This window comes from Vibrio sp. CyArs1, from assembly GCF_022432925.1.
Classification (GTDB): domain Bacteria; phylum Pseudomonadota; class Gammaproteobacteria; order Enterobacterales; family Vibrionaceae; genus Vibrio; species Vibrio mediterranei.
This window is the reverse complement of sequence record NZ_JAKRBO010000002.1, coordinates 596456-615291: the sequence shown is the minus strand read 5'-3', so window position 1 is coordinate 615291 and position 18836 is coordinate 596456. Positions and strand designations below refer to the sequence as shown.

The 18836-nt window shown below is 44.7% G+C and carries 18 protein-coding genes; 15 read left to right on the top strand and 3 right to left on the bottom strand.

Annotation, left to right across the window (positions count from 1 at the left end; genetic code table 11):
* Window positions 1–203: 203 nt before the first annotated feature.
* The 4 genes from MMA19_RS09495 (at window position 204) to MMA19_RS09480 (ending at window position 6020) form a co-directional block, all read left to right on the top strand.
* Window positions 204–1484 (top strand): sensor domain-containing diguanylate cyclase, encoded by a 1281-nt coding sequence (locus MMA19_RS09495; RefSeq protein WP_240206076.1) that lies wholly within the window; start codon window positions 204–206, stop codon window positions 1482–1484.
* 284 nt (window positions 1485–1768) lie between these two features.
* On the top strand, window positions 1769–3001 hold the full coding sequence (locus MMA19_RS09490; RefSeq protein WP_240206075.1) for an NAD(P)/FAD-dependent oxidoreductase: 1233 nt from the start codon (window positions 1769–1771) through the stop codon (window positions 2999–3001).
* An 83-nt stretch (window positions 3002–3084) separates the two neighbouring features.
* The gene (locus MMA19_RS09485) at window positions 3085–4359 is read left to right on the top strand and encodes a dicarboxylate/amino acid:cation symporter (protein ID WP_240206074.1); all 1275 of its coding nucleotides are present in this window, start codon (window positions 3085–3087) and stop codon (window positions 4357–4359) included.
* 476 nt (window positions 4360–4835) lie between these two features.
* Window positions 4836–6020: a D-alanyl-D-alanine carboxypeptidase family protein gene (locus tag MMA19_RS09480; protein ID WP_006073810.1), complete on the top strand. Its 1185-nt coding sequence runs from the start codon at window positions 4836–4838 to the stop codon at window positions 6018–6020.
* Between the two features lie 94 nt (window positions 6021–6114).
* Here the strand turns inward: MMA19_RS09480 and MMA19_RS09475 are convergent, their stop codons facing one another.
* The 3 genes from MMA19_RS09475 to glpX all read right to left on the bottom strand — a co-directional run bounded on the left by MMA19_RS09475 (window position 6115) and on the right by glpX (window position 8562).
* The gene (locus MMA19_RS09475; protein ID WP_006073808.1) at window positions 6115–6363 is read right to left on the bottom strand and encodes a hypothetical protein; all 249 of its coding nucleotides are present in this window, start codon (window positions 6361–6363) and stop codon (window positions 6115–6117) included.
* Between the two features lie 176 nt (window positions 6364–6539).
* Window positions 6540–7514 carry a sugar-binding transcriptional regulator gene (locus tag MMA19_RS09470; RefSeq protein WP_006073807.1) on the bottom strand — a complete coding sequence of 325 codons (975 nt, stop codon included), beginning with the start codon at window positions 7512–7514 and terminating at the stop codon, window positions 6540–6542.
* Between the two features lie 40 nt (window positions 7515–7554).
* Window positions 7555–8562: a class II fructose-bisphosphatase gene (gene glpX, locus MMA19_RS09465; RefSeq protein ID WP_240206073.1), complete on the bottom strand. Its 1008-nt coding sequence runs from the start codon at window positions 8560–8562 to the stop codon at window positions 7555–7557.
* A 430-nt stretch (window positions 8563–8992) separates the two neighbouring features.
* Between glpX and rpiB the strand changes: the two genes are divergently transcribed.
* From rpiB to ribB, 11 genes are read left to right on the top strand one after another with little or no spacing between them, the layout of a single operon-like run.
* A complete protein-coding gene (rpiB, locus tag MMA19_RS09460) occupies window positions 8993–9439 on the top strand; it encodes a ribose 5-phosphate isomerase B (RefSeq protein WP_006073804.1) in 447 nt (148 codons plus the stop codon).
* Window positions 9440–9478: 39 nt separating this feature from the next.
* On the top strand, window positions 9479–10462 hold the full coding sequence (locus tag MMA19_RS09455; RefSeq protein WP_006073802.1) for a TRAP transporter substrate-binding protein: 984 nt from the start codon (window positions 9479–9481) through the stop codon (window positions 10460–10462).
* Between the two features lie 56 nt (window positions 10463–10518).
* Complete coding sequence (locus tag MMA19_RS09450; RefSeq protein WP_231892927.1) at window positions 10519–11094, top strand: TRAP transporter small permease; 576 nt, start codon at window positions 10519–10521, stop codon at window positions 11092–11094.
* The gene (locus tag MMA19_RS09445) at window positions 11091–12374 is read left to right on the top strand and encodes a TRAP transporter large permease (RefSeq protein ID WP_006073799.1); all 1284 of its coding nucleotides are present in this window, start codon (window positions 11091–11093) and stop codon (window positions 12372–12374) included. Before MMA19_RS09450 ends, MMA19_RS09445 begins: the two co-directional genes overlap by 4 nt.
* Before the next feature lie 18 nt (window positions 12375–12392).
* On the top strand, window positions 12393–13403 hold the full coding sequence (locus tag MMA19_RS09440) for a 4-hydroxythreonine-4-phosphate dehydrogenase PdxA (RefSeq protein WP_006073797.1): 1011 nt from the start codon (window positions 12393–12395) through the stop codon (window positions 13401–13403).
* A 17-nt stretch (window positions 13404–13420) separates the two neighbouring features.
* Window positions 13421–14422 (top strand): dihydroxyacetone kinase subunit DhaK, encoded by a 1002-nt coding sequence (locus MMA19_RS09435; RefSeq protein ID WP_062457364.1) that lies wholly within the window; start codon window positions 13421–13423, stop codon window positions 14420–14422.
* A 2-nt stretch (window positions 14423–14424) separates the two neighbouring features.
* Window positions 14425–15057, top strand: coding sequence for a dihydroxyacetone kinase subunit DhaL (dhaL, locus tag MMA19_RS09430; RefSeq protein WP_006073795.1), 633 nt, complete (start codon window positions 14425–14427; stop codon window positions 15055–15057).
* Window positions 15054–15830, top strand: coding sequence for a triose-phosphate isomerase (locus tag MMA19_RS09425; RefSeq protein ID WP_006073793.1), 777 nt, complete (start codon window positions 15054–15056; stop codon window positions 15828–15830). The genes dhaL and MMA19_RS09425 overlap by 4 nt, the downstream gene beginning before the upstream one ends.
* 2 nt (window positions 15831–15832) lie before the next feature.
* The gene (locus MMA19_RS09420) at window positions 15833–16741 is read left to right on the top strand and encodes an AEC family transporter (protein ID WP_240206072.1); all 909 of its coding nucleotides are present in this window, start codon (window positions 15833–15835) and stop codon (window positions 16739–16741) included.
* Between the two features lie 16 nt (window positions 16742–16757).
* Complete coding sequence (locus MMA19_RS09415; protein WP_240206071.1) at window positions 16758–17600, top strand: sugar phosphate isomerase/epimerase family protein; 843 nt, start codon at window positions 16758–16760, stop codon at window positions 17598–17600.
* A 13-nt stretch (window positions 17601–17613) separates the two neighbouring features.
* Window positions 17614–18726 (top strand): 3,4-dihydroxy-2-butanone-4-phosphate synthase, encoded by a 1113-nt coding sequence (gene ribB / locus MMA19_RS09410; protein WP_240206070.1) that lies wholly within the window; start codon window positions 17614–17616, stop codon window positions 18724–18726.
* Window positions 18727–18836 lie beyond the last annotated feature (110 nt).

Genomic DNA, 18836 nt, shown 5'->3' with positions numbered 1-18836 from the left:
TCTCATTTTTGAGTAATTGATTAATAACACCATTCTATCGGGCAAGATTAAGCATATTCTGTTTAAGTTTTGGCTATAGTTTCTGAACAATAATCAAAAGACAGTCAGCATTGGTGTTACATATTTTAATGTTCTGGGCTGTGTACAGTAGTGACATGTTGGCTAGCTTTCACGTGTTACGACTATAGAAAAGCGGGGATGGTATGGATAAAAATTCCGCTCAAATGGATAACTCTATTCGTCGGCTATTCGATATAACGCCGATTCCAACAGCGATTAGCTTACCAACAGGTAAGTTGGAATATACTAATGCTGCTTTGCGTAAACTGCTCGGCTATTCGGAAGCCGAGTTAATGTCTGACAGTGTTGTTATTACTCACCCGGACGACCTTGCGCTAAATAAGCGGATAAGGGCGCAACTTCTTGAAAACCCAACTGACTCCGTTCAAACCCATAAACGGTATATTCACAAAGACGGCCATTCAATATTAGCTCTACTCAATATGTCTGCTGAATGTGATGATGAAGGAAATATTACCCGTTTAGTCTCGCAACTAATTGATTTGTCTGGGCCAAGACAATCTCAAGCCGCTGAATTATTACTTGACCAACTAGTGCGTAAATCACATGACGCGATTTATGTCGTCGATATGGAATTTGGTCAGATCTTGAACTGCAACGAACTTGGTTATCAACGTCTAGGCTACACCAAAGAGGAGCTGTTACGTCTAACTGTGCCAGATATCAACCCTTTGTTTAATAGAGAAATAACTTGGAAAGACCACGTTGTAAAAATGAAACAAGCTCAAAATCGTTTCGTCGAAGCAACGCACAAACGTAAAGATGGAGTTGAGATCCCTATCGAGGCTAACATCAGTATGGTGGAGTTTAATGGTGAGAACTATTTTTTGGCTATCGTCCGTGATATTTCTGAACGAAAGGCTAGAGAGCAACTCGTCATAGAAAAGCAGAACCTTGATCCTTTGACGAGTCTTCCCAACCGCCGCCTTCTAGACGTGAAACTTCAAGAAATGATTTGCCATTGTTGGAACCGTTCAGAGAAAATCGCATTTATGTTTCTAGATATCGACAATTTTAAGGTGATCAACGATACCTATGGTCACGTGATAGGAGACGAAATATTGGTAGCGCTTGCCGAGAGATTGCAGGATTTCACTAGACAAACGGACGTGGTATCAAGATTAGGTGGAGATGAGTTCTTGGTCGTATTACCTGGACTTAATAGTCGAGAACATGTTCTAAGTATCGCTAATCATCTATTGCAAGTCTCATCTCACCCCATCGATGTTCATAATGGTGATAAGGTAACGCCAGAGCTCAGTATAGGTACCACACTGTGTTTAAGTGGACATATTGACATTCAGCAAGCAATACATATCGCTGATGCTGCAATGTATGAAGCTAAGAAAACTCAAGGTTCATCTAGCTACTTTATTGATTATAAAAAGAAAAGCCTAATGTAAATTTGCTGAGTTAAGGCCGTTAGCGACTGAAACACCATTCTGTATCCCTAAACGCGTTTATTTAGGACCACTCTCAAACTCGTCCCACATCCCAGAGTGTCATACTTTGATGGTCAAATTCATTATTACAAATCTGTATAAGTTAATATGAATTTAGCTGGATTATCATAATAAATCGTTCCAATACAATGTCGCCATTCTGTTTGATGTCAGGCGTTGGGTTTGCGCAAACAATTGGTTTTAGAGCGCAATCTAGATTGGTTGTACAGTTATTGGAGCATACGATGTCAAAAGTCGTGGTAGTAGGCGGCGGTGCAGCCGGCCTTGAATTAGTTACTCGTTTAGGAAGAAGTTTTGGCCGTGTAGGTCAACACGAGGTCGTACTGGTGGAGTCCGCTAGTCACCATTATTGGAAGCCGCGTTTACATGAAATTGCTTCTGGTACTTTTGATTCGGAGCTTGATGCTGTGAGCTATTTACAACATAGCTATTGCAATCAATATCAATACGTTCAGGCATCGATGAAATCGCTAAATCGAGGTCAAAAGACCATTGAGATTCAAGATCAACAAGGTATGGTCTCTGAGTTGGCTTACGATTATTTGGTGATCGCCGTTGGTGCGGTGAGTAATGATTTCAAAACGGAAGGTGTGAGTGAACACTGCTTATTTTTAGACTCTGCTTTGCAAGCACAACAAGCATGGGATCAGATAAATCCATTGTTACGTGCGCAAGGTGTGCAAAGAATCTCGATCGTTGGTGCTGGAGCAACCGGTGTGGAACTGGCGGCCGAATTAGCAAAAGTCAGTCAGAAACTGACACGTTATCGCCATGACATGAATCTCACCATTACTCTGATTGAAGCGTCAAGTCGAGTCTTGCCTGCTGGCCCAGGGTGCATGTCAGAGAAAGTGCGTAAGGCCTTGGTAAGAAATGGTGTCGAAGTGAAAACGGAGACCCGCATTAAACGTGCCGACGCGGGTAAATTGGTGACTGATAGCGGTGAGGTTATTAACGCTAACTTGCAGCTATGGGCGGCTGGTATCAAGTGTGCACCATGGCTGGCAACGCTTGATGGTCTAGAAACCAACTCGCTAAATCAATTAAAAGTAGACGCTAATCTAGTCACCACTCTTGATGATGCCATTTTCGTGGTTGGCGATAGCGCGGAATGTCCTCAGCCCAACGGCAGTTTTGTCCCGCCTCGCGCACAGGCAGCTAATCAAGCTGCAGGACATTTAGCGAATCAGATCAAACGACTGCTGAAAGGCAAAACCATTAAGCCGTTTATTTTCAAAGACGGTGGGATGGTTATCGCGGTGGGCCACAACTACGCGGTGGGTACTTTGATGAACAATAAACTGATTTTACGTGGGCGATTAGTTCGCAATCTCTACGATACTATTTTCAGACTTCACCAGCGTATCTTATTTGGGTGGGGTCGAGTCACGGCATTGGTGGTTCTGAAGCGACTAAAAAGTGCTTTGAATCCTTTTTATAGAAACAACATCTCTTAATTGTTACTAGCACCAAGGTTCAAAGATGAGAAGGCCAATGAGCCTTCTCGTTACTCGTTTCATCGTTTATGGATATCACCATCATGTGGGCAAAACTGCGTCTTTCTCTACCACTGCAATTGTTGTTTTCTGCGTTTCTCGCTTGGAGTATAGCGACCTTTCTACCGTTACCTAATAACCTGACTCAGACGAGTTGGTATCAGCTGATTATGTTAGGTAAGGCCACCTATATTGGCTTGTTAAAAATGGTTGTAGGTATCGTGGTTATGCTGTCGCTACTACAAGGCATTACGAGCATAGGCTCGACGGTCAAACTGAAGAGCATCGGACGCCACACACTACTGTTTTATACTTCCACAACACTTCTAGCGGTCAGCTTAGGTCTTGGTGCTTCGCTATTGTTACCAGCATGGCAACCGCTCACTAGTCATGTGCCTTTAGAAAGTCATGTCCAACTCATTGACACTGAGTCCACAACGGGCGGCGCCATTGTGGAAAAGCTACTGAATATGGCGTTGATGAACCCTGTAGCAGCTTTAGCTCAAGGGAATCTGCTAGCAACTGTAACATTCTCATTTTTACTAGGTATTGCATTGCTGGTTTCGTTGCCAGAGAAACACAGTATCTTTGAGTCCTTGTCTGGACTGAACAAAGCCGTCAATACGGTAGTCAGTGGTATCATTAAATTGGCACCAATCGCTGTATTTTCCATCGTGTTTGAGTTTACCACGAACGGCAACAGTGGCTTGTTTCATCAACTGATCTTATTTGCTTTACTCGTGTTCTTATTGACGGTGTTCCACGGTGCAGTTGTTCTGCCAGCAATCGCCAAGTTGGTGACGGGAATCAGTTATAGAACTCTGTTTAAAGCGATCTATGCACCGATGGCGATGGCATTTGCGACGTCATCCAGTTCGGCTACGTTACCACTCTCGATGCAAGTAGCAGTACAAGAGCTTAAAGTATCACAAAGCACGAGCAGTATGGTGTTACCGTTAGGCGCAGTTATGAATATGGATGGAACGGCTTTATTTGAGGGCGTTGCGGCAATCTTCTTAGCACAATTGTTCGGTGTTGATTTAACCACCACGGGCTTGGTGATGATCTTTATTATGGCGATGATTTCATCAATTGGGGCACCCGGTATGCCTTCTGGTTCTATGTCTGGGATGCAGATGGTTTTATTGGCGGCGGGAATTCCGCTCGAAGCAATAGCCATTCTGCTCATTATAGAACGTCCCCTTGATACTTTCAGAACGGCAGTAAATGTAGAGGGTGATTTGATTGCATCACTGGTCGTGGAAAAGTGGCATCAAGCAGATGATGTTAAGGGGGTACGTTCACCTGAAGCGATGTAAAGAAGGGGGGACCGAGCATACTTAATAACATCGGTGCATGACCCAACAGGGCAAACGGCGGCGATTAGATAGGTTTCAGATGGCGCATTGTTACAAAGTATGTACTCAATAATCATAAACTCGATGTTTGAACTTTGATAGAGATGTTTTTGTGTTGCTTTTTACCGTATTACTGACATACCAAAATAAGTAGGTGGCTATAAAACAATATAGTAAACGTGAGGTGAGTAAAGGAGAGAGTTGCGTAAAGTAGGCGATAATTGTAGCGAGCAATACCCCGAAGAGTGATTTCGAGATGCCGTAATAAATCTTACAAAAATTCTGAGCTAACTTGCGAATATTATTCTAGTTTGTGGGTAGGGGGAAAGAAATCTTTCTGCTCCGTGTTGATGCCGATGTTTCAAATGACGAGTTGTAGTCAAGATTCCCTAAATCGGTGGTTCAACGGAGTGCTCACAGAATAAGGAGTCCGTGAGATGAATAAAACTATGTCACTGCTGTTTGCGTCTTTAGCCTTGAGTTCATCGGTGTCTGTCGCGGCGTTGGTGACACCAAACCCACCCACTCTTAATGCCAAAGGCTACGTGCTCATGGACTATCAGTCTGGAGCTATACTCGTGGGAGGCAACCAAGATGCCGCTTTAGCACCTGCTAGTTTAACAAAATTGATGACTGCCTATGTAGTTGGCAAAGAAATCGAAAATGGCCGTACTTCTTGGGATAGTAAAGTAGCGGTCAGTGAGAACGCGTGGTCAGTTAAATTTCCAGATTCTTCCAAAATGTTCATTAAGCCGGGTGACAACGTCACGGTTGCGGACTTGTTGCGTGGTTTGATTGTTCAATCAGGAAATGATGCCGCGGTCGCACTTGCTGAACATGTAGCCGGAACGGAAAGTGGTTTCGTTGCCTTGATGAATCAGTGGGCAGTGAACTTGGGTATGAACAATACTCAGTTCATTAATGCACATGGCTTAGACGGGCAGGGTATTCACACTACGCCAAACGATATGGCAATATTGATGAGAAAGATCATCGAAGATGTGCCAGAGGTTTATGAAATATACTCAGAAAAACGCTTTGTTTGGGCGGATATTAAGCAATACAACCGCAATCGACTGCTATGGGATAACTCTCTTAATGTCGACGGTGGAAAAACTGGATATACCTCAGATGCAGGGTACAGCCTAGTCAGTTCAGCGACACAAGGACAGATGCGTCTGATTTCCGTAGTCATGGGGACACCAAGTACTCAAACTCGCGTGGAAGCATCAAGACAACTTCTCAATTACGGTTTCCGTTTTTATGAAACAGACCAACTTGCCGTAGCGGACGAAAGTGAAGCGACGATTAGAGTTTGGAAAGGGAAAAACGCCAATATTGACGTGGGGTTTGATCATGATGTTTATGCGACTTACCTTCGCGGTAACAGCCGTGGAGTGACAAAGGAAACCGAAATCTACGCACCGTTGGTTGCTCCCGTGAAACAAGGAGATATCATTGGTAATGTCACTTGGAGTGTTGGTAATGATGAAATTGCCTCAGAGCCTCTGATTGCCATGTCTAATGTAGAGCAAGGCTCTATTTTTAAACGAGCATGGGACTCAGTTGTTCTTTGGTTTAAGTCGTTGTTCTCTGATACAAAAGGACTTTGGGAGAGTTAATTCTTTGGGATTAGTTTGAACACAAGTTCCGGTACTTACTCTTTGAATAGGTAGGTACCGGAATGAAATAGGTAGGCAAATAGGTCATTGCTGCCTAAAAAGGGGTTTCCTCAACTTCGGCAAATCCTGGAATCACATATGGAGCTTTCATGTAAGTACACCCCATCCATTTGCTCCCGACCTTTTGGCCTCCAATAACCGTCGCTCCAGCTATCATTGGTGGTAGCAACCCGTTAGGTAGAAGTGATTCTGCTCCAATATACTGTGGCATTGGGTCAGGCACCATTGTCATCCCTGTATGCATTTGAGCTGGCACAATAACTTTTAGCATCAGTTTTCCCATAGAAGCTCCTAGAATCGTTACTTGATAAGCCATAATGACAATAATGTCACTATGGCGTCTTGTTTAGGATAAGAGAGAAAACACGACTTTTCCTGTCAACTGAGAGAAATGTGAAGTAAACGGGAACAATAAGTTGAAGCCGTGCAATGCACTATTTGTTACATTGCACGGCTATTTTATTGCTGAGCGTCTAAATTAAGAATGGTGATCGCGTTGGCGACGCTAGTCGCTAGTATGTCTACCGCTCCGGTACGCAAAGCTCCAACAATTGACAGCGGTTTACTGCTTTCTGCGGCAATAGCGATTACCTGTGGGATTTTTTGGTAGTCAGCAATGGTTAGTCCGATTACACGGTTACTCATTTTGGTATCTTGGACGTTGCCTTTAATATCGTAAAAATCATAACCGCCGACTTCACCGACTACACCTTGCTGGATTCGTGCTTCGACCATTTCCTGAACTGAAAACCAGCCTAGGTTCACCATATAGCTACTTTCATTCAAGTCACCAATTCCGACTAATGCCACATCGGCTTTTTTTGCGATGTCCATTGTTTGCTGAACGGTTTCGTCTTCAAGCAAGGCTCTACGAAGATCGGGGTTGCGAACATAAGCAGGAGCGTACAAGGTTTCACTAACGCCACCAAAAGTTTTAGCAAAGCGCCGCGAGATATGGTCCGCATTGAGCATGCCACCACGGGGATGAATACCTCCAATACTAGAAACGAATGTACATTTTTTCGGATTAACGACGCCGATATGCTCAGATACAGACGAGACGTTACGTCCTTGACCGATTGAGACAATCATGCCGTCCTTTAACGTTGAGGAAAGGTAGGTAGAAACGACACCGGCTAATAGTGCGCGTTGCTCATCTTCGGTCGGTTGATCAAGTGCTATTAAAGCTCGCTTTAAACCAAAGCGTTCTTTGAGCTGCTCCTCGAGCTTAGCGCCAAAAACAGGATGGTACTTGACTTTGATTTCGACAATGCCTTGATCTCTAGCACGTTTGAGTAAGCGTCCTATTTTGACACGTGACAGACCAAAACGTTTTGATATTTCTTCTTGTGTTGCACCATCTTGATAATAGGCTACGGCAATCTCAGTCAGAAGGTTAGTTTCTTCTGTTTGTTCTATGTTGGTTAAGTCCATTCTGTTCCTTTAAAGGCGTATCACTGCGAGCAATAGATTGCTAAGCAATAAGCTTAAGTAGTTCTTTATTGGTTTTATTTAGGTCGTGATTAGACTTTATCATTCTAATCGTTCTGTTGTGACCTTGTATAAGTAAGGTTTCAGTTGTGAGGTACGACCCATGTTTTTGAACACCATCAAGGAGGTCACCTTTGGTAATACCCGTTGCGCAGAACACAATGTTATCGGTTTTCACCATGTCGTTGAGCGATAAGATAACATTTTCACTTACCCCCATCTCCTGACAGCGTTGGCGCTCTGATTTGGCATGTTTGATATTGGCTAAGGTTTCGCCTTTGACTACATCACGCGTTAATAATCGAGCCTGCATGTCTCCATCTAATGCACGTATTACCGCTGCTGTTACAACACCTTCAGGTGCTCCACCAATACAGTACATCATATCAACATCACTTTCTGGCATGCATGTGAGTAGGGAAGCGGCGACATCCCCATCTGGGAAAGCATAGACTCTGACACCCATCGATTGCATAGTGTGAATGATGGCATCGTGTCTCGGTTTTGCGAGCGTTGCGACAACAATATCTTGTACTGGTTTATTGAGTTTCTTAGCGACAGCGAGAATGTTCTCTTCAATAGGGAGCGTTAAATCTAACGCACCTTTCGCCTCTGGGCCGACAACTAATTTTTCCATATACATGTCGGGAGCTTGAAGCAATGTACCTTTTTCAGCGGCAGCTAACACCGCGAGGGCATTCGATTGTCCCATAGCCGTCATTCGTGTGCCTTCAATAGGGTCTACGGCAATGTCAATAGCAGCTCCGCCTTTTCCTAACTGTTCACCAATATACAGCATGGGAGCATCGTCGATTTCTCCTTCCCCAATGACAATAGTCGCGTCGACATGTGACTGGTTAAGTTGATGTCGCATTGCAGCTACCGCTGCGTCGTCTGCTTTGTTCTTATCTCCACGCCCAAGCCATTTGTATCCAGCTAGTGCTGCTGATTCAGTTACTTGAGAAAGCGTTAAACCTAATTCGTTATGCATTTTGGCAAGTCCTTTTGTTATAGGTGTTGTTCATATGTTCAGTCAATATAACATCTGAACAATGCATTTAGAATGTTCGCGTTCTCATTTCTTTGTTTGTGTGAACAAACTATCAAACTGGGTTTTTTACAGTTACAGAGTAGAGCTTATGCTCTACTGAGCAAGTGGTGATAATTTTGCTAATTAATATTAAGTTATTGAATAATATAAAAATAAATTATTTACAAGATCTGAGGTATGTTCTGTTTTATAAAAGCTACAGGCATTTATTAAATTGGATTTTAGGCTAGGTTGATCACGATAATGTTAATAAATTGTATTGTTTTGGTGACTGATATCTCATTTGAAAGATGTTCATCTGTAACTTTTAGGAATAAAAGTTCAATATCATTTGCAATCTCGATGGACAAATGAACATAAGGATAGCGACATGATTGCAATTGGATGTGATGACGCAGCAGTAGATTTGAAGGAGTGCTTGAAAGCTCATTTAGCTGCGAAAGGTATTGAGTATGTCGACTACGGAATCGACCCAGAGAACGCATCACTATATCCGGATATTGCCAAAGAAGTCAGCTTAGCAGTGAGTGCTGGAAAGCATGAACGCGGCATCATTCTTTGTGGTACCGGAATCGGTGTATCTATTGTGGCAAATAAAGTACCAGGTATTAGAGCTGCACTTTGCCACGATACGTTTTCTGCTGAGCGAGCTCGTAAGAGCAACGACGCGCAAATTATCACTATGGGTTCTCGCGTGATCGGTTCTGAGCTCGCAAAAGCGATATTAGATACATGGTTAGATTCAGAGTTTTCTGACGGACCCTCGACCCCTAAGGTAAATAGAATTAAGGAGATAGAGAAAGAATTTATTGGATAACCCTCCCTCAATGTTTAATGGAATAACGTGGAAACTAAAATGAAAAAAACAACACTTACTTTTACTGCACTCGCTGTGTCTGCTGTTCTTTCTTCAGCGGCATTTGCCAAAGACCTAAAAGTGGCGACTAGCGCGCAGGTAGGTTCACTTCAATACAACACGACACAATATTTTACTGAAGTGGCAAACGAAGAATTCAAAAAACAAGGTATTGACTACAACCTTAAGTTCTTTGGTGCAGCTCAATTAGGTAAAGATAAAGATGTGCAGCAGAAGTTGAAGCTTGGCACAGTAGACTTGGCTCTACTCACTTCAACACTACCAACGCATGTATCAGAAATGGCGTTGTTTGAACTACCATTTTTAGTCTCAGATCGTGACCATGTCGCTAAGATCGAGGAGCAAGTATTCTGGCCATATATCGCGCCGGCTGCTGAAAAGAAAGGTTATAAAGTCATCGGTTTTTGGGAAAACGGCTTTAGAAACATCACTAATGCGCAGCGCCCGGTTAACACACCAGAAGATCTTGATGGTTTGAAAATTCGCACACCAAACAGTTCATGGCGCGTGAAGATGTTCAAAAACTGGGGGGCGAACCCAACGCCTATGAGCTTCAGTGAGGTATTCATTGGTCTACAAACTGGTGTTATCGATGGGCAAGAAAACCCGTATACCAACATCTATGCAGCGAAATTACATGAAGTGCAAGGCTACTTGAGTGTGACAAACCACGTGTACACACCAGCATACCTAACTGCAGGTGCACGCCACTATGGGAAATTCCCTGATGAAGTTCGAGCAGTGCTTGAAGACTCTGCTAAGCAAGCACAGCAGTGGGGTTATCAAGAAGCCGCGAAGCTAGAAGGCGAACTGAAAGATAAGCTGGTTGCTGGTGGTATGAAGCTTAACGTAGCGAACCGTCAAGCCTTCGTAGATGCAAGCCAACCTATCTACGACGATTTTGTGAAAAACGTAAACAACGGCGAAGTCATGCTAAATAAAGCAATGGCAACAGCTAACTAAGAAGTTCCTTGGCTGCACCTTGGGTGCAGCCACTCATGTGTTTTTCGCGAGGGTTTATGATGTCTTTTCTAGCTGTGTTAAATAGAGTTTCTAGCGTTCTAGAAAAAGTGTTGATCGCTATTTCAATGACGATCTTACTCGCACTCAGCACCATTATCATTGTTGCGGTTTTTTCACGCTTTAGTGGTGCTTCTCTTTATTGGTACGACGAAGTCTCCGCTATTTTGTTGGCTTGGTTGACCTTCTATGGTTCAGCGCTTTGTGCAATCAAACGATCTCATATGGGCTTTGGCGGTTTAGTGGCGAGCATGACGTTGCCATTACGTAAAGCGCTGTTCTTATTTAGTGAACTGGTGGTGATTGGGTTCTTTGCAGTGATTGCTTGGGCCAGTTACTACATTTTGGAGATTTTTGGAGAAGAGACATTAACGAGTCTCGACTTTATTACACTTTCCTTTGCTCAATCCGCGTTACCTATTGGAGCGGTGCTGTTTATCGTGGCACAAATCTGCTCATTGCCAAAAGCATGGAACTTACTCTGTGATGGTTCAACGCAAGAAGACGAAGAAATAAAAGAAGCAATTCGTGATGCCAAAAAGGATATGTCAGAAGCAATGGAGGCTGTGAAATGAGTGCGTTAGTCGTTTTGTTTTGTTTGATCGCTTTAGTAATGATTAATGTACCAATTGGTGTTGCTATCGGAGCGGTTGCTATTGTTGGGATGGTCGCGACGTCAGGCATTGACGCAATTTACAACGCTGCGTTGGCAATGTTTGAGGGTGGCTCTAAATTCACGCTACTGTCTATTCCATTATTTGTCTTCGCTGGTGCACTAATGAACACCGGTGGTATTTCTCTTCGATTGATCAATTTCGTTAACGCTATTGTAGGCTTCGTTCGCGGCGGCCTATCTATGGTAAATGTTGGTGTCTCGATGATTTTTGCTGAGATTTCTGGCTCGGCAGTGGCCGACGTTGCCGCGCTAGGTTCTATCTTGATTCCAGCGATGAAAAAACGTGGTTATTCAGGAAGCTTCTCTGCGGCGGTCACATCGTCTTCAGCTTCTTTAGCTGTGATCATTCCACCATCGTTACCAATGATTATTTACGGTGCGATGGCAGATGTGTCGATTTCACAGCTGTTTGTGGCAGGCATCGTGTCGGGTCTCCTAGGCGCAGCTGGCATGTTTGGAGTGTGTTACTACTACGCGGTCAAATACAACTTGCCAAGAGAAGAGTCGTTTAGCCTTCGTAAGCTTTGGGTGGCATTTAAAGATGCATTTTGGGCGCTAACGCTGCCGTTCGCTATTCTTGGTGGCATCCTTTCAGGCTTTATGACCGCGACCGAAGCAGCGGGCATCGCGGTGTTACTAGCGTTAGTAATCAGTATCTTTATCTACCGTGAGATGGATCTAAAGCTGTTCTATAAAGCGATGATGGAAGGGGTGACAGGTACATCAGTAGTTATGCTTCTTGTCGCAACCTCGGCAGTACTAGGTCTGTTCCTAACCGAGCAAGAAGTACCACAACAAATGGCAGCTGGCATCTTAAGTATCTCTGAAAACAAGTACGTTGTTCTCATGATGCTTAACGTGATGCTTTTAATTGTTGGTGTATTCCTGCACGGCGCTGCGGCCATCATTCTAACTGTACCTATCGTACTCCCACTGATTCATGAATTAGGTATCGACCCAATCCACTTCGGAATTATGCTGGCATTGAACATCTCTATCGGTCAGCAAACGCCGCCCGTGGCAAGTGTACTTATCACGGCCTGCTCTATTGCGAAACGAGACATTTGGCAGGTAACAAAAGTCAACGCACTGTTCATTGGAGTACTGTTCTTTGTACTGCTACTGGCAACGTATGTACCCGCGCTCTCTGTAGGTTTTGTGGACTTCATTTATAAATAACTTTCAAGGAATTAAAACATGACTAAACCGACTATTGCTCTTGTATTAGGTGACCCTTCCGGAATTGGCCCTGAAGTTGCGGTTAAGGTGCTCGCTGACGAGGCAAACAGACAGCAAGCCAATATTCTTATCATTGCTGATGAATACGAACTTCGCAAAGGCATGGACATTGCTCAGGTGACATTTGATTACGATGTGGTGGATTCATTCGAGCAAGCCAAATTTGTCGACAATAAGCCTGTTCTACTGAAATTTAGCAGTTCTCATGCCGAGCCTATTGAGTACGGTAAAGCCACGGCGCAAGGCGGAACTTATGTACTTGAAACACTCAAGATAGCGGTTGATTTAACCCTAGCCCATAAAACCCACGGTATTTGCTTTGCGCCTTTGAATAAGCAGGCGATGAGCATGGCAGGTTTGGCTCACCGTGATGAACTGTCGTGGTTTGCAGAGCTAACTGGGTATCAAGGATTTGGTTGTGAAGTAAACGTTGTTGACGACATTTGGGCTGGTCGCGTTACCTCTCATATTCCATTCAAGAATGTTGTCGATAACCTCACGGTTGATTCGGTTTTGGAAACCATTGAGCTGATGGACAAAACATTGCGATCTGCAGGTTTTGAGTCGCCACGAATTGCCGTTCAAGCTCTTAACCCACACGGTGGGGAGGGTGGACTGTTCGGTGATGAGGAAATTACCACTATTACACCGGCAATTGAAAAAGCGAAGCAAAAAGGCATCGAAGCATTCGGGCCATTCCCTGGTGACACGACTATGTGGGTTGTAGAGAAAGAATCGATGAATTCGATTGTTTCTATGTACCACGACCAAGGCGCGACAGCGCTGAAAATGATGGGCTTTGACCGCGGTGTAACAGTTCAGGGAGGAATCCCAATTCCAATCGCAACCGCTAACCACGGCTCTGCCTTTGATATTTACGGCAAGAATGTTGCCTCAACGCCTGCAATGGAAAATGCGCTGAAGCTGACCACAAGAATGGCGACTAGTTATCAACTAAAACAACAATAAATCAAATGGTGAACCCCATGAGAAAGCCAAAAAAACTGATTAATGATCCAATGGCGGTGGCAAGAGAGCAATTTGATGGTCTCTTAGTTGCGATGAATGGCAAGCTGGAAGGCTTACCGGGTATTACCGCAGCAATGCGTACCGATTTTCCTCAGGATAAAGTCGCTATCGTGACAGGTGGTGGTGCAGGTCACGAGCCATTATTTGCAGGCTACGTCGGCAAGGGGCTCGCGGATGCCGCGGCTCTGGGTGATATTTTCGCCGCTCCTGCTCCTAACGTGATTTTGCAGACGACTGAAGCGGTCAACAATGGCAAAGGCGTGATTTACATTTACGGTAACTATGCGGGCGACAATATGAATTTCGATATTGCTGCCGAACTTGCGGACGATGATGACATCAAAACTCACACCATTCGTGTTTGGGATGATGTGGCTTCTGCACCGCTAGAAAAAATCGAAGAAAGACGCGGTACAGCGGGTGATTTATACGTGCTAAAAATCGCGGGTGCAGCGTCTGAAAAATACGATGACTTTGACCAAATTGTGGCAGTGACTGAACGCGCTCGCGACTACACCCGCTCAATTGGTGTGGCATTGTCGGCGGGCTCAGTACCACAAACCAATACCTTTAACTTTGAACTGCCAGATGATGAGCTAGAAATTGGTATGGGTTTGCATGGTGAACCGGGTGTATCCCGCGAGAAAATGACCTCTGCTGACGAAGTCGTCACCCGTCTCATTAATGATCTGTGCACTGATCTTCCGTATCAATCTGGCGATGAAGTGTGTCTTTTGGTCAATAACCTAGGCGCATCGACTTATATGGAACTTCTTATTGCTACCAAGCAAGCGCATGCGCTTCTAGCAGAGCGCGGCATCACTGTTCATGACACGTTAGTCGGTAACTACTGTACGTCTCAGGAAATGTCTGGCTACTCAATTACTTTATTAAAACTGGATGATGAGCTGAAAGCGCTCTACGACCTACCTTGTGAATCATTTGCTTTGAGGAAATAACAATGGATGTATTAACAGCGAAAAACATGATGGCTTATGTGGCAAAGAACATGGTCGATAGCGAACCTATGCTGACTAAGTATGACCAAGCGATTGGTGATGGTGACCACGGCATAGGTATGGAGCGAGGCTTTCTAGCCGTTCAGACGCTGCTGACGGACGAATTTAAACCAGAAGATGTCAGTAAGCTGATGCTGAAAATTGGCTCTACTATGATGGCTACCATGGGCGGGGCTTCTGGGGCGATCTTCGGTACCTTGTTCCGTAGCGGTGCTAAGTCCATCAAAGGTGCAAAGCAACTAGATACCGAAACACTGGCGACATTCTTAGCCGGCGGCTTGCAAGGTGTTTATGACCGTGGTGGTGCAAAACCAGGGGACAAGACGATGATTGATGCCCTAGTAGCAGCTGTTGAAGCATCTGAAAAACTTTCTGGTGACTTGACGAAAAACCTACCTGCAATTGCTGCTGCCTCCAAGCAAGGTGTTGAAGCAACTAAAGATATGATTGCCACAACAGGTAAAGCGAAAACTCTTGGTGAGCGTTCACTGGGTCATCCAGACCCAGGCGCGGTTTCTATGTCTCTTATCTTACAGTTCATGTCTGAGTATGCGTGCGAGCAGGTTCCAGCATGAAGAAAATCTGGGTCGGCACAAGCTGGAAAATGAACAAAGACGCTGCCTCGGCAGCGTCATGGGCAGCGGCAGTGGAACAGGCGGTCGAACGGTCAGATGGCCGAATTCAACCTTTTGTTATTCCGCCATTCCCTTACCTTTCTCAAATGGCACAAACGATAAATGCAGATGCGATCAAACTTGGCGCACAGAATATGTGCTGGCAAGACAGCGGAGCATTTACCGGTGAAGTGTCACCATTGATGCTGAAAGATTGTGGTGTCTCTATTGTGGAGATCGGTCATTCTGAGCGACGCGCCATGTTTGGCGAGACGGACAAAACCGTCAATCTTAAAGTACTCGCGGCTTTAAAGCATGGCCTAACGCCACTGGTTTGTGTCGGTGACACCGCAGAGGAAAAGATGTGGGGTGTATCAGTAGAGTCTGTTGTGCGTCAGGTTAAAATTGCGTTGTATGACGTACCTCTAGACAAAGTAGCCAACGTTGTTCTCGCTTATGAGCCTGTATGGGCAATCGGGGAAGGAGGCACTCCGGCAACCAAAGAAGAAGCCGAAAAGGTACATTGCGCAATCCGTGATGCACTGGTGGAGTGCTATGGTCAAGAGGTCGCGGATAATGTGGTACTTCTATACGGTGGCAGCGTCAATCTAACTAATGCTTCAGAGCTACTAGACCAAGCCAATATTGATGGCGTGTTTGTTGGTCGTACGGCATGGAATGCCGAAGGCTACGTTGAGCTGCTCAGTATTGCCAATAGCAAGTTGGAGCACTAACTATGGAGCAAGTGAAGTTACTATCACTCATTGTGTTTGGACTGTTAGTCGCCAAAACGTTACCAATCATGACGAAAAGTCGCATTGATTGGAGTAGAAATGTGGCTTTCAGTTATCTCACGCCTTGTTTATTCTTTACTTCACTTGTTCAGGCTGACCTCTCTCAACTTCCTTCACCAAAGCTACTAGCTACCTATGGTTTGGGATTGGGAGGTTTATTTTTCGCCGTCCGTTTCTGGCTCTCCGTCAAAGGCAATGACACTGCAGCGGCGGCGACGATCAAATCGATTTCTGCGCTGTACCCTAACGCCGTTGGTATTGGGGTGCCATTGGTGTTCTCACTGTATGGTCCAGAAGCTGAATTGATCTTGATGGGAATTATCGTGACCAATTTGGTCGTGGTGTTGCCCATGGTCAACATATTTATGATTCGTTCGGGGGAGCCGGGTTTCTACTCTTATAAAAAAGTCGTGACCGACCCGATTCTACTCGCAATTGCCACAGGGTTATTGATTAATGTATGGGGCATTACTCTTTATCCGGCAGTTGTTGATGGCCTCGCGCTCATTGGCTGGGCCGCTCTTCCGGTTATTTTATTTATTCTTGGTGCAAGCCTAAGTTGCTATCCGTTCCGCTCACTGATGCAAGAGAAAGTGTTACTTCTTCTTACTGTGAAAATCGTCGTATTTCCATTAACAATGCTGCTCTTCGCAAGCTTGGTATTTGAACTTTCTCAAATAGAAGTTCAAGTCCTGGTGATTCTAGCCAGTCTACCAACGGGTATTAACGTGTACTTATTGTCTGAGCGATACCAGGTGGCAAAAGAAGCAACGGCGAGCGTGATACTGTTCACCACTATGCTCTCGTTGGTGTCGCTAGTGACATGGGAAAAGGTGCTCCAAGTAACATAATTAAGGGATTAATGTGATGGGAATATTAGATAGATTAGCCATCAATACGGCGATTTTTGATGGACATGATTTAAAAACGTCGTTGAAAACAATCAGTCAATTGGGCTTAGGTAAAGTCGAATTTGCCTTCAACCAAGGCTATGTTGGTCAACTTGACAGTGACATGTTCTCCGAGAGCCATGCTCAATACTTATTGTCTCTTTTAGAGAAAGAGCAACTTAAATCAGATGCGCTGGGCTGTACCATGAATTTGGCGGCACCGAGTGCGATAGATGACTTTATGATGAGAATCGATTTTGCTCATCATCTAGGAGTGACTTACCTTAATACCTGTACTGGTCCCATTGCCGATCGTGCAACCATTATCGCCAATCTTAAAGTGTTATCGGAATACGCCAAAGACAAGGGCTGTGTCATCTGCATTGAGAATGGTGGTGATCATAACTTTAATGCGTTTGCGACGGCCCACGATGGTGTTCGAATGCTTTCAGAAGTTAACCATGATGCGTTAGCGCTAAATTTCGATCCGGGTAACTCAGTCTCTCTTGTACCCAATTTAAGCCCGAGTGAAGAAGCTAAGATGGCGTTGTCTTTCTGTCAGCATTTCCACATTAAAGATGTGCAAATTCATGATGACAAGTTTACGTTCCCAGCGCTGGGGCAGGGGGTAATTAACTTTGAGCCAATTATCCAGACGCTTGCTAACCGTCAACTGCCATTCAGTATTGAAAAGCCCTTGCGTATGTATCGACGCAAAGACACCTTCCCAATTCGTGGGCGCTCGCCAGAAAGTATGGAAAACATTGTGGCAGCACTACAATCTAGCGTGTCCTACATTCAACAACTTGCCGAACAATAACATAGGTTTTCTTATGCCAATTAGCTGTATCAAAGATGTCATTGAAGACTATAAACAAGGAAAAATGGTCATCCTAATGGATGATGAAGATCGTGAAAATGAAGGCGATATTATGATGGCGGCTGAGTGTATCTCAGCCCAAGATATCAACTTTATGGCAACCCATGGTCGAGGGCTGATTTGTCTCACATTAACGCAGCAGCGTTGCCAAGAGTTAAATTTGTTCCCTATGGTTCAAAATCCTACTGAGCCTTGGGCAACCGCGTTTACCGTATCGATTGAAGCAGCGCAAGGTGTCACGACTGGTATTTCTGCTGAGGACCGAGCAGTGACTGTGCAGGCTGCTGTTGCCAAAGGTGCGCAACCTCAAGACTTAGTACAACCGGGGCATATTTTCCCGTTGGCGGCCAAAGATGGCGGGGTCTTGGTTCGCGCTGGGCATACAGAGGCAGGCTGCGATTTAGCGAGATTAGCTGGTCACGAGCCAGCTTCAGTTATCGTTGAAATCCTCAATGACGACGGCACGATGGCTCGACGTCCGCAATTGGAAGTGTTTGCTGAAAAGCACGGCATTAAACTAGGGACGATTGCCGATCTTATCGAATACCGAAACGCGACAGAAACGACCATTAAACGCGTTGCAAGCTGTCAGATCCCGACAGAATTTGGTGAGTTCTCAATGGTGACTTATAAAGATACCGTGGATAACCAAATTCATCACGCCATGGTGAATGGGAGTATTGATGAGCAGCCGACTAACGTTCGAGTTCATGTGAAAGACACTTTCCAAGATGTGCTGTTCTCTACTCGCGAATCTCAATCATCATGGACACTAAACAAAGCCATGGCCACCATTGCTGATCGAGGAGGGGTATTGGTGATCCTAGAAGGGCAGGATAGTACCGAGTCGCAGATAGCAAAAGTAAAACGTTATCAGGCGTTAGACCAAGGGGAAAACTACCCACAAAGCAAGAAAACCAGCTCATCACGACAGGTAGGAGTAGGTTCCCAGATCCTTGCTGACCTCGGTGTCTCCAAGATGAATCTCCTGTCTTCGGCAGACAAAAAATACCACTCGCTGTCTGGCTTTGGTCTGGAGGTTGTGGATTATATTGAACCCATTTAATCGTTAACCATGACACTAATAATCAAAAAGCAGCTTTCGGCTGCTTTTTTGCTTGTTGGTTTAGAGCAGTTAGATTGGCAGAACCATCTTATGGCTTTCAAAAAGGGACT